At 59.2% G+C, this 12,509-nt stretch carries 14 protein-coding genes; 13 read left to right on the top strand and 1 reads right to left on the bottom strand.

Going from position 1 to position 12,509, the window contains the following annotated elements:
• Position 1: 1 nt before the first annotated feature.
• From fliM to flhB, 7 genes are all read left to right on the top strand, one after another.
• Complete coding sequence (fliM, locus tag RHM58_RS17345) at positions 2 to 970, top strand: flagellar motor switch protein FliM (RefSeq protein ID WP_201201780.1); 969 nt, start codon at positions 2 to 4, stop codon at positions 968 to 970.
• Positions 971 to 1,038: 68 nt separating this feature from the next.
• Entirely contained in the window at positions 1,039 to 1,497 is a 459-nt protein-coding gene (gene fliN, locus RHM58_RS17350) for a flagellar motor switch protein FliN (RefSeq protein WP_416195329.1), read from the top strand.
• The gene (fliO, locus tag RHM58_RS17355; RefSeq protein WP_201201782.1) at positions 1,498 to 1,977 is read left to right on the top strand and encodes a flagellar biosynthetic protein FliO; all 480 of its coding nucleotides are present in this window, start codon (positions 1,498 to 1,500) and stop codon (positions 1,975 to 1,977) included.
• Positions 1,977 to 2,735 carry a flagellar type III secretion system pore protein FliP gene (fliP, locus tag RHM58_RS17360; protein ID WP_201195000.1) on the top strand — a complete coding sequence of 253 codons (759 nt, stop codon included), beginning with the start codon at positions 1,977 to 1,979 and terminating at the stop codon, positions 2,733 to 2,735. Before fliO ends, fliP begins: the two co-directional genes overlap by 1 nt.
• Positions 2,732 to 3,001, top strand: coding sequence for a flagellar biosynthesis protein FliQ (gene fliQ / locus RHM58_RS17365; protein ID WP_201201791.1), 270 nt, complete (start codon positions 2,732 to 2,734; stop codon positions 2,999 to 3,001). The genes fliP and fliQ overlap by 4 nt, the downstream gene beginning before the upstream one ends.
• A gap of 3 nt (positions 3,002 to 3,004) precedes the next feature.
• On the top strand, positions 3,005 to 3,787 hold the full coding sequence (fliR, locus tag RHM58_RS17370; protein WP_201201793.1) for a flagellar biosynthetic protein FliR: 783 nt from the start codon (positions 3,005 to 3,007) through the stop codon (positions 3,785 to 3,787).
• Between the two features lie 3 nt (positions 3,788 to 3,790).
• Positions 3,791 to 4,930, top strand: a complete 1,140-nt coding sequence (gene flhB / locus RHM58_RS17375) for a flagellar biosynthesis protein FlhB (RefSeq protein ID WP_201201795.1) — start codon at positions 3,791 to 3,793, stop codon at positions 4,928 to 4,930.
• A 178-nt stretch (positions 4,931 to 5,108) separates the two neighbouring features.
• On the opposite strand, the gene RHM58_RS17380 is transcribed toward flhB, so the two are convergent.
• Positions 5,109 to 5,468, bottom strand: a complete 360-nt coding sequence (locus RHM58_RS17380; protein WP_322267773.1) for a DUF6124 family protein — start codon at positions 5,466 to 5,468, stop codon at positions 5,109 to 5,111.
• Between the two features lie 497 nt (positions 5,469 to 5,965).
• Between RHM58_RS17380 and flhA the strand changes: the two genes are divergently transcribed.
• From flhA to RHM58_RS17410, 6 genes are all read left to right on the top strand, one after another.
• The gene (flhA, locus tag RHM58_RS17385) at positions 5,966 to 8,095 is read left to right on the top strand and encodes a flagellar biosynthesis protein FlhA (RefSeq protein ID WP_201201798.1); all 2,130 of its coding nucleotides are present in this window, start codon (positions 5,966 to 5,968) and stop codon (positions 8,093 to 8,095) included.
• A gap of 11 nt (positions 8,096 to 8,106) precedes the next feature.
• Complete coding sequence (gene flhF / locus RHM58_RS17390) at positions 8,107 to 9,441, top strand: flagellar biosynthesis protein FlhF (protein WP_201201799.1); 1,335 nt, start codon at positions 8,107 to 8,109, stop codon at positions 9,439 to 9,441.
• A 116-nt stretch (positions 9,442 to 9,557) separates the two neighbouring features.
• Positions 9,558 to 10,388, top strand: a complete 831-nt coding sequence (gene fleN, locus RHM58_RS17395; RefSeq protein ID WP_003222917.1) for a flagellar synthesis regulator FleN — start codon at positions 9,558 to 9,560, stop codon at positions 10,386 to 10,388.
• Complete coding sequence (gene fliA, locus RHM58_RS17400) at positions 10,385 to 11,125, top strand: RNA polymerase sigma factor FliA (RefSeq protein ID WP_085716996.1); 741 nt, start codon at positions 10,385 to 10,387, stop codon at positions 11,123 to 11,125. The genes fleN and fliA overlap by 4 nt, the downstream gene beginning before the upstream one ends.
• A 168-nt stretch (positions 11,126 to 11,293) precedes the next feature.
• The gene (locus tag RHM58_RS17405; RefSeq protein ID WP_201194993.1) at positions 11,294 to 11,665 is read left to right on the top strand and encodes a chemotaxis response regulator CheY; all 372 of its coding nucleotides are present in this window, start codon (positions 11,294 to 11,296) and stop codon (positions 11,663 to 11,665) included.
• A gap of 22 nt (positions 11,666 to 11,687) precedes the next feature.
• A complete protein-coding gene (locus tag RHM58_RS17410; protein ID WP_322267775.1) occupies positions 11,688 to 12,476 on the top strand; it encodes a protein phosphatase CheZ in 789 nt (262 codons plus the stop codon).
• The last annotated feature ends 33 nt before the right edge of the window (positions 12,477 to 12,509 follow it).

Consider the following 12,509-nt stretch of genomic DNA (forward strand, 5'->3'; position numbering starts at 1 on the left):
CATGGCCGTGCAGGACCTGCTGTCCCAGGATGAGATCGATGCGCTGTTGCATGGCGTCGACGATGGTCTGGTACAGACCGATAACGCTGCTGAACCCGGCAGCGTCAAAAGTTACGACCTGACCAGCCAGGATCGGATCGTCCGCGGACGCATGCCGACCCTGGAAATGATCAACGAGCGTTTCGCCCGCTACACCCGCATCAGCATGTTCAACATGCTGCGTCGCTCGGCAGACGTTGCCGTCGGTGGCGTGCAGGTGATGAAGTTCGGCGAATACGTGCACTCGCTGTACGTGCCGACCAGCCTCAACCTGGTCAAGATCAAACCGTTGCGCGGCACTGCTCTGTTTATCCTCGACGCCAAACTGGTGTTCAAACTGGTGGACAACTTCTTCGGCGGCGATGGCCGTCACGCGAAGATCGAAGGGCGTGAATTCACCCCGACCGAGCTGCGTGTGGTGCGCATGGTGCTGGAGCAGGCGTTCGTCGATTTGAAAGAAGCCTGGCAGGCGATCATGGAAGTGAACTTCGAGTACATCAACTCGGAAGTGAACCCGGCCATGGCCAACATCGTCGGCCCGAGCGAAGCGATTGTGGTCTCGACGTTCCACATCGAACTCGATGGCGGTGGCGGCGACCTGCACGTGACCATGCCGTACTCGATGATCGAGCCGGTGCGTGAAATGCTCGACGCCGGCTTCCAGTCGGACCTCGATGACCAGGACGAGCGCTGGGTCAACGCCTTGCGCCAGGACGTGCTCGATGTCGACGTGCCGATTGGCGCCACCGTGGCCCGTCGTCAGTTGCGTCTGCGCGACATCCTGCACATGCAGCCGGGGGACATTATCCCGGTCGAGATGCCGGAAGAAATGATCATGCGCGCCAACGGCGTGCCTGCGTTCAAGGTCAAGATGGGTTCGCACAAAGGCAACCTCGCGTTGCAAGTGATCGAGCCGATCGAGCGCCGTTGATCGGCGCTTAACTCCCCCATTTAACACTGGCCGCTTCGAGTTGAAGAGCGGTCCGCCGAGGACACATGATGAACGACGATATGAACGCCCAGGACGACCAGGCACTGGCTGATGAATGGGCTGCTGCGCTGGAAGAAACCGGTGACGCCGGCCAGGACGATATCGATGCCTTGCTGGCCGCGGATACCGGTGGCTCGGCGTCCAACCGTCTGCAGATGGAAGAGTTCGGCAGCGTGCCGAAGAACAACGAGCCGGTGACCCTCGACGGTCCGAACCTGGACGTGATCCTCGACATCCCGGTGTCGATTTCCATGGAAGTCGGTAGCACCGACATCAACATCCGTAACCTGCTGCAACTCAACCAGGGTTCGGTCATCGAGCTGGATCGCCTGGCCGGTGAGCCGCTGGACGTGCTGGTCAACGGCACGCTGATCGCTCACGGCGAAGTGGTTGTGGTCAACGAGAAGTTCGGCATCCGCCTGACTGACGTGATCAGCCCAAGCGAACGCATCAAGAAGCTGCGCTAAGTGAAAAAGGTTCTGGGTTCTTTGCCGGGAATGCTGCTGGCGTTGCCGTTCAGCGTGATGGCGGCCGAGCCGATTGCGACGGCCACTGCCGCGGTGAATACCGCGACGGCTGCCGTTGCGCCGGCGGTCAGCAGCGGTGTAGCCGGGCAATTGACGCAATTGGTGTTCGGCCTGTTGTTGGTGCTGGGGTTGATCTTCTTCCTCGCCTGGCTGTTGCGTCGGGTCCAGCAGGCCGGGCCGGCCGGCAAGGGGCAGGTGATCGACATCATCGGTTCCCGTGCCCTGGGCCCGCGTGATCGCTTGATGCTGATCCAGGTCGGCAACGAGCAGATCCTGCTTGGCCTGAGCCCCGGCACCATCACCGCGTTGCATGTGCTCAAGGAACCAGTGCAGGTGCCGAGCGGGACTGAAAAATCGACCCCGGAGTTTGCCCAGCGCCTGATGGAGTTGTTGGGCAAGGATCAGAAGGATAAGAAGTAATGGGTGCGCTACGCATCGTCTTGACGCTGGCCCTGATGCTGGCTGCGCCGCTGGCGCTCGCCGCCGATCCGTTGTCGATTCCGGCAATCACCTTGGGCACCAACGCCAACGGGGCTCAGGAATACTCGGTCAGCCTGCAGATTCTGCTGATCATGACCGCGCTGAGTTTCATTCCGGCGTTCGTCATGCTGATGACCAGCTTCACCCGGATCATCATCGTGTTCTCGATCCTGCGTCAGGCTCTTGGCTTGCAGCAGACGCCGTCGAACCAGATCCTCACCGGCATGGCGCTGTTCCTGACCATGTTCATCATGGCGCCGGTGTTCGACCGGGTGAACAACGATGCCTTGCAGCCGTACCTGGCGGAGAAAATGACCGCCCAGGATGCCGTGCTCAAGGCTCAAGTGCCAATCAAGGACTTCATGCTGGCCCAGACCCGCACCAGCGATCTGGAGCTGTTCATGCGTTTGTCCAAGCGCACTGACATCGCCACGCCGGATCAGGCGCCGTTGACCATTCTGGTGCCGGCGTTCGTGACGTCGGAGCTAAAAACCGCGTTCCAGATCGGCTTCATGATCTTCATTCCGTTCCTGATCATCGACCTGGTTGTGGCCAGTGTGCTGATGGCGATGGGTATGATGATGCTCTCGCCGCTGATCATTTCCCTGCCGTTCAAAATCATGCTGTTCGTGCTGGTGGATGGTTGGGCGTTGATTATCGGTACGTTGGCCAGCAGCTTTGGGGGTGTTTCGCCATGACGCCAGAAGTCGCCGTAGATATCTTTCGGGATGCGTTGTGGCTGACCACCATGATGGTTGCGGTGCTGGTGATTCCGAGCCTGCTCGTCGGCCTTTTGGTCGCGATGTTCCAGGCCGCGACCCAGATCAACGAACAGACCTTGAGCTTCCTGCCGCGCCTGCTGGTGATGCTGGTGACGTTGATCGTGGCCGGCCCGTGGCTGGTACAGACGTTCATGGACTACATCCTGCGGTTGTACGGCAATATTCCAATGGTCATTGGCTAAGTCATGTCTCTGCTGCAACTGACCGATACCCAGATCAGCACCTGGGTGGCGACGTTCATGTTGCCGCTGTTTCGCGTCGGCACTTTGCTGATGGTCATGCCGATTTTCGGCACAACCCTGGTGCCCAGGCGCGTGCGGGCGTATTTCGCGCTGGCGATCACGGTGGTCATCACGCCGGCGTTGCCGCCCATGCCGCCGGTCAATCCGCTGGACTTGAGCGGGCTGCTGCTGATCGGTGAGCAGATCATCATTGGCGCCGTGTTGGGCTTCTCCTTGCAGTTGTTCTTCCAGGCGTTCGTGGTGGCAGGGCAGATCGTTGCGATCCAGATGGGCATGGGCTTCGCGTCCATGGTCGACCCCACCAACGGCGTATCGGTGGCGGTGATCGGGCAGTTCTTCACCATGCTGGTGACGCTGTTGTTTCTGTCGATGAACGGCCACCTGGTGGTCTTCGAAGTCCTCACCGAAAGCTTCACCACGTTGCCGGTCGGCAGCGGGTTTATGGTCGATAACTTCTGGCAACTGGCGGGCAAGCTCGGCTGGGTGCTGGGGGCGGCACTGGTGTTGGTTTTGCCGGCGATCACCGCGTTGCTGGTGGTCAACATCGCGTTTGGCGTGATGACCCGGGCGGCGCCGCAACTGAACATCTTCTCCATTGGTTTTCCGCTGACCCTGGTACTCGGGATGTTCATCCTCTGGATCAGCCTGGGTGACATTCTCAACCAGTACCAGCCGATGGCCGTGGAGGCCTTGCAGTTTCTGCGCGAACTGGCACGGGTGCACTGAGCCATGGCTGAGAGCGAAAGCGGTCAAGACAAAACAGAAGACCCCACGGACAAGCGCAAGAAAGACTCCCGCGACAAAGGCGAGGTGGCGCGCTCCAAGGAACTCAATACCCTGGCGATCATGCTCGTCGGCGCTGGCGCACTGCTGATTTTCGGCGGAGTCCTGGCCCAAGACATGATGGAGTTGATGCGCCTTAACTTCTCGTTGCCGCGGGAGGTGATCCTCGATCAGAAATCCATGGGCAACTACCTGATGCACTCGGGTCAGGTTGCCTTGTGGGCCATTCAGCCGATCATGATCTCCCTGCTTCTGGCAGCGCTCATCGGCCCGATTTCTCTGGGCGGCTGGTTGTTCTCCGCGAGCAGCATGGCGCCGAAATTCAGCCGGATGAACCCGCTCAGCGGCCTCAAACGGATGTTTTCCACCAAGGCCCTGGTCGAGCTGCTCAAAGCGTTTGCCAAGTTCACCATCGTCTTGTTTGTGGCGCTGGCGGTGTTGTCCTCGGACATCGCTGACTTGCAGCGCATCGCCCACGAACCCTTGGAGACGGCGATCATCCACAGCATTCAGGTGGTGGGTTGGAGTACGTTGTGGATGGCTTGCGGGTTGATCATCATCGCGGCGGTCGACGTGCCGGTGCAGTTGTGGGAAAGCCACAAGAAGCTGCTGATGACCAAGCAGGAAGTGCGCGACGAGCACAAGGATTCGGAAGGGCGGCCAGAGGTCAAACAGCGAATTCGTCAGCTGCAGCGCGAGATGTCCCAGCGCCGCATGATGGCGGCGATCCCCAATGCCGACGTGGTCATCACCAACCCGACCCACTACGCCGTCGCGCTCAAGTACGACCCGGAGAAGGGCGGGGCGCCGATGTTGATCGCCAAGGGCAGTGACTTCCTGGCGTTGAAGATGCGTGAAATTGCCGTGGCCAACGAAGTACTGCTGCTCGAATCGCCGGCCCTGGCGCGTTCGATTTACTACTCCACAGAACTCGACCAGGAAATCCCTGGCGGCTTGTACCTGGCGGTTGCTCAGGTACTGGCCTACGTCTACCAGATCCGCCAGCACCGCGCCGGCAAGGGCAAGCGCCCGGACCCGCTCAAGGACGACCTGCCGATCCCACCGGATTTGCGCCGCGATTCCTGATCGATCAAAAGCAAAAGATCGCAGCCTTCGGCAGCTCCTACCGTTGACCGTGTCCCCCTGTGGGAGCGGGCTTGCTCGCGAAGAGGTCGTGTCAGTCAATAGAGATGTCGACTGACACACCGCTTTCGCGAGCAAGCCCGCTCTCACAGGGGATTTGCGTTTTGACTCCGGGCTTGCGTTAGCTTTGCGGGTCGACGTTATCCAGCATGCGGTTCACCGCCAATTCCCCGAGCATGATGATCTGTTGCAGTGCCAGCATTTTGCTGCGCTGCGCCCCCATCATGCCGTCTGCAAAATCGCTGGCCATGACGCTGGCCGAGGCCATTGATTCGCAGGCGTTGGCCAGCAGGGTTTCGTGATCGGCGCCGGGGGTGATGCAGAAGAGGGTGCTGGGTTTGCGTGGGGTTTCTTTCAGAGCTGCGGGGTTGAGGTAGTAGTTGAGCGCGCGGTCGGCGGCTTCCTTGAGCTTTTGGGGATCGAGGGCCGGGTCGTGGGGGATTGAATCGGTTGCTGGTGGGTTGGGTGTAATTTTGAACATAGATGAAACTCCAGGTAAGACATAAGGAGCCATCAGCCTCGCTACCAAACGAAGGGTGGGGGCCATACGCAGGTTGGTAGACCGGTTACCTGGAGCAAAAGCCCGGCGCGTCCGAGGACGCCCTACGCATGACCACCATAAAAACAGAAGACGAAGAATCTCTGCATTACGTTGCGTTATGCGACAGGTAAAACGGGCTACCAAACCCGATCGCTGTTTTTCAGCGACCCGGAAACGATAGAGCCCGACCCCTAGACGCACAAGCCGGCCGATTCTGGCGCAGCTGTAGGCCGCTACGCAAGAATGCGTAGGGCGAGAGAGTGTCTGAAAGTTTCGTTTAAACATCGCTGTTTAAGTCCCTCGCCACAGGTAATCCCCTCTCTGGCCACAGGCTGTTCTATTCCACGCCCCGGCAAAAGTTGGAAGGCTTCTTGCAGTAGCCGCTCTGCGTCTGTTTCAGGCGTCAAAAGTTTGCTTTAAAGGAACGGGGAAAACCGGTGGATCGCTCTCAGTTAATCAACAGTGCTCGCGCTAACGTCGCCGACTTGAGTCGGGGCAATCTGGGTGTGCCGCTGTTGCTGCTGGTCATGCTGGCCATGATGATGTTGCCGGTGCCGCCGTTCCTGCTGGACGTGTTTTTCACGTTCAACATTGCGTTGTCCATCGTCGTATTGCTGGTCTGCGTCTACGCCTTGCGGCCGCTGGATTTCGCGGTGTTCCCGACCATTTTGCTGGTGGCGACGCTGATGCGCCTGGCGCTGAACGTGGCCTCCACGCGAGTGGTGATGCTCCACGGTCAGGAAGGGCATGCCGCCGCGGGTAAGGTGATCCAGGCCTTCGGTGAGGTGGTGATCGGCGGTAACTACGTGGTCGGTATCGTGGTCTTCGCGATTTTGATGATCATCAACTTCGTCGTAGTGACCAAGGGTGCCGGGCGGATTTCCGAGGTGAGCGCGCGCTTCACCCTCGACGCGATGCCCGGCAAACAGATGGCCATCGACGCCGACCTGAACGCCGGCCTGATCGATCAGAACCAGGCCAAACTGCGCCGGATGGAAGTCGCCCAGGAAGCCGAGTTCTACGGGTCCATGGACGGTGCCAGCAAGTTCGTGCGCGGTGACGCCATCGCCGGCCTGCTGATCCTGTTCATTAACCTGATCGGCGGCATGGCAGTCGGTATTTTCCAGCACGGCATGAGCTTCGGCGACGCTGGCAAGGTTTACGCGCTGTTGACCATCGGTGACGGTTTGGTGGCGCAATTGCCATCACTGTTGTTATCGACAGCGGCTGCGATCATGGTGACCCGTGCTTCCGGCTCGGAAGACATGGGCAAGCAGATCGGTCGCCAGATGTTCGCCTCGCCGAAAGCGTTGGCGGTGGCAGCCGGCCTGATGGCAGTGATGGGCCTGGTGCCCGGCATGCCGCACTTCTCCTTCCTCAGCATGGCGGCCCTGGCGGCCGGCGCTGCGTACCTGTTCTGGAAAAAGCAGAACGTGGTCAAGGTTCAGGCCTTGCAAGAGGTCAAGCGTCAGCAAGAGCTGCTGCCATCCCCGGCCCGCGCCCAGGAAACCAAGGAGCTGGGCTGGGATGACGTGACCCCGATCGACATGATCGGCCTGGAAGTCGGCTATCGCCTGATTCCGCTGGTGGATCGCAATCAGGGTGGTCAGTTGCTCGCGCGGATTAAAGGCGTTCGTAAGAAGCTCTCCCAGGATTTGGGCTTCCTGATGCCGACTGTGCATATCCGTGACAACCTCGACCTGGCGCCAAGCGCTTATCGCCTGACCCTCATGGGCGTGATCCTCGCAGAAGCCGAGATTTACCCGGATCGCGAGCTGGCGATCAATCCGGGGCAGGTCTACGGCACGCTGAATGGCATTACCGCCAAAGATCCGGCTTTTGGTCTGGAGGCGGTCTGGATTGAAGTCAGCCAGCGCGCCCAAGCCCAGTCCCTCGGTTACACCGTGGTCGATGCCAGTACGGTAGTGGCGACCCACTTGAACCAGATTCTGTACAAACACTCCAGTGAGCTGATTGGCCACGAGGAAGTGCAGCAACTCATGCAATTGCTGGCCAAAAGCTCGCCAAAACTGGCAGAAGAGTTGGTGCCGGGCGTTGTTTCGCTGTCGCAGTTGCTCAAAGTCTTGCAGGCGTTGCTCGCCGAACAAGTGCCGGTACGGGACATTCGCAGCATTGCCGAGGCCATCGCCAACAATGCCGCCAAGAGTCAAGATACTGCCGCGCTGGTGGCCGCAGTGCGCGTCGGCGTATCCCGCGCTATCGTCCAAAGCATTGTAGGGACTGAGTCGGAGCTACCAGTTATCACTCTGGAGCCAAGGTTGGAACAGATATTGCTCAATAGTCTTCAGAAGGCAGGACAAGGCTCGGAAGAGGGCGTTCTGCTGGAGCCAAGCATGGCAGAGAAGCTGCAGCGTTCGTTGATCGATGCCGCGCAGCGTCAAGAGATGCAAGGTCAACCGGTGATTCTGCTGGTAGCCGGTCCGGTTCGCGCGATGCTTTCGCGATTCGGCCGACTGGCAGTCCCGGGTTTGCATGTGTTGGCTTACCAGGAAATTCCTGACAACAAGCAAGTGACCATCGTTGCGACAGTAGGGCCCAACGGCTGAGGTAGTGGTTTATGCAAGTTAAGCGTTTTTTCGCCGCCGATATGCGTCAGGCCATGAAACTGGTTCGTGATGAGCTGGGCGCTGATGCGGCCATTATTGGCAACCGCCGGATCGCCGGTGGTGTCGAGCTGACGGCAGCCCTGGATTACAAATTGTCGGCGCTGGCCCCGCGCGTTCCGAACATGGAACTCGAGGATGAGCTGCGCAAGACCCAGTCGCGCATCGTGACTGCCCAGGCCGAACTGAGCCTGCGCGGCGATGGCGAGACCGACGGTGACAAGACCACCAATCGCCAGTTGTTCGCCGGCTTGCCGTTGACCGCTGCCGAGCCATTGGTTGAGCCGACTTACGCCGCGCCGCGTCGTCAGGCACCGGCGCCTGCGCAAGCCTCCGGCGGCGTTGACCCACGGGCCTTCGATTCGATGCGTTTCGAGCTCAACAGCCTGCGCGAACTGATGGAAGTGCAACTCGGCTCCCTGGCCTGGAATCAGTTGCAAGGCAGCCGTCCGGCCCAGGCGAACCTGTGGCGTCGCCTGCAACGCATCGGCTTGTCCGGCCCGTTGTCGCGCGATCTGCTAGCGCTGATTACCGATATTGAAGAACCTCGTCAGGCCTGGCGCATGTTGCTGGCGCACCTGGCGCGGATGATCGCCACACCGGAAGTCGAGCCACTGGAAGAGGGCGGTGTGATTGCCATGGTCGGCCCTGCCGGCATGGGCAAGACCACCACGCTGGCCAAGCTCGCCGCCCGTTACGTGCTCAAGTACGGCGCGCAAAACATCGCGCTGGTGAGCATGGACAGCTACCGTATCGGTGCTCAGGAACAACTCAAGACATTGGGCCGGATTCTTAATGTGTCGGTGACCCACGTCGATCCGGGCCAGTCGCTGGTTCAGGCGCTGGACCCGCTGCTGCGTAAACGCGTGGTGCTGATCGATACTGCCGGCCTTCAGGCCAGCGATCCGGCATTGCGCATGCAGCTCGAAAGCCTGGCCGGTCGTGGCATCAAATCAAAAAATTATCTGGTCCTGGCAACCACCAGCCAAAAACAGGTTCTAACCGCCGCTTATCACAGTTACAAGCGTTGCGGGCTCGCTGGCTGCATCCTGACTAAACTGGATGAAACGGCGAGTCTGGGCGAGGTGTTGAGCCTGGCTATCAGTCATGAATTGCCGGTGGCTTACCTCACCGATGGTCCGCGTATCCCGGATGATTTGCATCTGCCGCGACGTCATCAGTTGGTCAGTCGCGCGGTCAGCGTGCAAATGCAGGAAGAACCCAGCGAAGAAGCCATGGCTGACATGTTCGCTGATATTTACCACAGCCCGACCAAGCAGGTTGGCTGAGGTACTAATGAACAGTTTTTGTACCTACATCGATGGTCTGCCATGCATTGTTCAGTTGATGAACGCGCAGCCAGTAATGTGGCCTCCGTCTATGCAAGACAAGGTAAAGAAATAACATGGGCAGCATGCATCCCGTACAGGTGATCGCGGTGACCGGCGGCAAAGGTGGCGTCGGGAAGACTAACGTGTCAGTGAACTTGTCCCTGGCTCTAGCTGAGCTCGGCCGGCGCGTCATGCTGCTGGATGCCGATCTGGGGCTGGCGAACGTCGACGTTCTGTTGGGACTGACGCCAAAACGTACCCTGGCCGACGTGATCGAAGGCCGCTGCGAGCTGCGCGACGTTCTGTTGCAAGGCCCGGGCGGTATTCGCATCGTCCCGGCCGCTTCCGGTACCCAGAGCATGGTTCATCTGAGCCCGGCCCAACATGCCGGCCTGATCCAGGCCTTCAGCGATATCGGCGACAACCTCGACGTACTCGTGATCGACACAGCTGCCGGTATTGGTGACTCGGTAGTCAGTTTTGTCCGCGCCGCCCAGGAAGTGTTGCTGGTGGTCTGCGATGAGCCGACCTCCATCACCGACGCCTACGCGCTGATCAAACTGCTGAATCGCGATTACGGCATGAACCGCTTCCGCGTCCTGGCCAATATGGCCCAGAGCCCGCAAGAAGGTCGCAACCTGTTCGCCAAGTTGACCAAGGTCACGGACCGCTTCCTCGACGTCGCCTTACAATACGTCGGCGCCGTGCCTTACGACGAAAGCGTGCGCAAGGCCGTGCAGAAGCAACGTGCCGTCTACGAAGCCTTCCCGCGCTCCAAGTGCGCCCTGGCGTTCAAGGCGATTGCACAGAAGGTCGACACCTGGCCACTGCCGGCCAACCCGCGCGGGCATCTGGAATTTTTCGTCGAGCGTCTCGTGCAACAGACCGCAGGACCCGTCCTATGACAGCCAGTGGCTACAACCTCTACAAGAAGTCGGCACGTGACTCGCAGTACGAGCTGATCGAGCGTTACGCGCCACTGGTTAAACGCATTGCTTACCACTTGCTGGCACGTTTGCCGGCCAGTGTTCAGGTGGAAGACCTGATCCAGGCCGGGATGATCGGCCTGCTTGAAGTATCGACCAAATACGACGCCAGCAAAGGCGCGAGTTTCGAGACGTACGCGGGCATTCGAATCCGCGGCGCGATGCTCGATGAAGTACGCAAAGGGGACTGGGCGCCACGTTCGGTCCACCGCAATACCCGCATGGTCAGCGACGCAATTCGCTCGATTGAAGCTAAAACCGGCCGTGACGCTAAAGATCACGAGGTTGCGGCCGAACTCCAATTGAGTCTCGACGATTATTACGGGATTTTGAACGACACCTTGGGCAGCCGCCTGTTCAGTTTCGACGACCTGTTGCAGGACGGCGAACACGAAGGGCTGCATGAGGACGGCGCCAGTGCTCATCTGGAGCCGTCACGCGATCTGGAAGATGAACGTTTCCAGGCTGCGTTGGCGGACGCGATTGCCAATTTGCCGGAGCGTGAGCGACTGGTGTTGGCGCTGTACTACGACGAAGAGCTGAACCTCAAGGAAATCGGTGAGGTCCTGGGGGTCAGCGAATCGCGTGTCAGCCAGTTACACAGCCAGTGCGCGGCCCGTTTGCGGGGGCGTTTGGGGGAGTGGCGAGCGCGCTGAAGGCAGTGTGGGGACACTGCGAACGAGGCTGGTGTGGTGTTGAACTGCAGCGGTCTCGATCTGTTGTGCTCCAGACAGTCATTTGAGTGCTTTGCCGGATTGATTGAAGTGGCGTGTCCAGGTGCTGGGCGCGTTTAAGACTGCTTGGAGGTCGAATTGGACAAGAACATGAAAATCCTCATCGTTGATGACTTCTCAACGATGCGGCGGATCATTAAAAACCTGTTGCGTGACCTTGGGTTCACCAACACGGTCGAGGCTGACGATGGCATCACTGCCATTCCGGTTCTCAACAGCGGCAGCATCGACTTTCTGGTAACGGACTGGAACATGCCTGGCATGACCGGTATCGATCTGCTGCGCCACGTGCGCGCCGATGAAAGACTCAAGCACCTGCCGGTGCTGATGGTGACTGCTGAAGCCAAGCGCGAGCAAATCATCGAAGCGGCCCAGGCCGGTGTAAACGGCTATGTGGTCAAACCCTTCACGGCCCAGGCGTTGAAAGACAAAATCGAGAAGATTTTCGAACGCATCGGTTGAGAAACTGCGCCACGGGGGAGCTATGGACCATAACGAATCTTCACAGGGCGACTTTGAGTCGACCCTGAAAAAACATGCCCGCGAACTGGTCGACAGCCTTGAAAAAGGCAAGTTTGGCGACGCTGTGCAACTGATCCATGAGCTCAATCAGACCCGTGACCGCGGCCTGTACCAGGAAGTGGGCAAGCTCACTCGTGAGCTGCATAGCGCGATCGTCAATTTTCAGATTGACCCGCACATGCCGCAAGCCGAGGAAGTTTCGCAGATCACGGACGCCACCGAGCGTCTGGGTTATGTGGTCAAGCTGACCGAGGCCGCAGCCAACCGCACCATGGACCTGGTGGAAAACGCCACGCCGCTGGTCAACGGCCTGAGCAATGAAGCCCAGGCGTTGAGCACCGACTGGGGACGGTTCATGCGTCGCGAAGTCGGGGCTGAAGAGTTCCGTGAGCTGGCGCGGCGGGTCGACGGTTTCCTGACACGCAGCAGCGAAGACAATCGCGTGGTGTCGAGCAACCTGAACGACATTCTGCTGGCTCAGGATTACCAGGACCTCACCGGTCAAGTGATCAAGCGCGTGACCCAATTGGTCACCGAAGTTGAAAGTAACCTGCTCAAGCTCGTGCTCATGGCCAGTCAGGTAGACCGCTTTGCGGGTATCGAACATGACCGTGAAGCGATGCTGGCTGAAAAAGATCCGCAAAAACATCTCTCTCAGGGTGAAGGTCCGCAGATTCATGCCGATAAAAGAGAAGATGTTGTGTCCGGTCAGGACGATGTGGACGATTTGTTATCCAGCCTAGGATTTTAGAGTTTTAGAATTTCAGGTTTTTTAGGTTTTTAG

The organism is Pseudomonas sp. 10S4 (assembly GCF_034344865.1).
Classification (GTDB): Bacteria; Pseudomonadota; Gammaproteobacteria; order Pseudomonadales; family Pseudomonadaceae; genus Aquipseudomonas.

Excerpts from the sequence above, each read along its gene's own strand:
- RHM58_RS17410 (WP_322267775.1), top strand. The coding sequence starts at position 11,688 with ATGGACCATAACGAATCTTCACAGGGCGACTTTGAGTCGACCCTGAAA.
- fliQ (WP_201201791.1), top strand. The coding sequence starts at position 2,732 with ATGACGCCAGAAGTCGCCGTAGATATCTTTCGGGATGCGTTGTGGCTG.
- RHM58_RS17380 (WP_322267773.1), bottom strand. The coding sequence starts at position 5,468 with ATGTTCAAAATTACACCCAACCCACCAGCAACCGATTCAATCCCCCAC.
- fleN (WP_003222917.1), top strand. The coding sequence starts at position 9,558 with ATGGGCAGCATGCATCCCGTACAGGTGATCGCGGTGACCGGCGGCAAA.
- flhF (WP_201201799.1), top strand. The coding sequence starts at position 8,107 with ATGCAAGTTAAGCGTTTTTTCGCCGCCGATATGCGTCAGGCCATGAAA.
- fliA (WP_085716996.1), top strand. The coding sequence starts at position 10,385 with ATGACAGCCAGTGGCTACAACCTCTACAAGAAGTCGGCACGTGACTCG.
- RHM58_RS17405 (WP_201194993.1), top strand. The coding sequence starts at position 11,294 with ATGAAAATCCTCATCGTTGATGACTTCTCAACGATGCGGCGGATCATT.
- fliR (WP_201201793.1), top strand. The coding sequence starts at position 3,005 with ATGTCTCTGCTGCAACTGACCGATACCCAGATCAGCACCTGGGTGGCG.
- fliN (WP_416195329.1), top strand. The coding sequence starts at position 1,039 with ATGAACGACGATATGAACGCCCAGGACGACCAGGCACTGGCTGATGAA.
- fliM (WP_201201780.1), top strand. The coding sequence starts at position 2 with ATGGCCGTGCAGGACCTGCTGTCCCAGGATGAGATCGATGCGCTGTTG.
- fliP (WP_201195000.1), top strand. The coding sequence starts at position 1,977 with ATGGGTGCGCTACGCATCGTCTTGACGCTGGCCCTGATGCTGGCTGCG.
- flhB (WP_201201795.1), top strand. The coding sequence starts at position 3,791 with ATGGCTGAGAGCGAAAGCGGTCAAGACAAAACAGAAGACCCCACGGAC.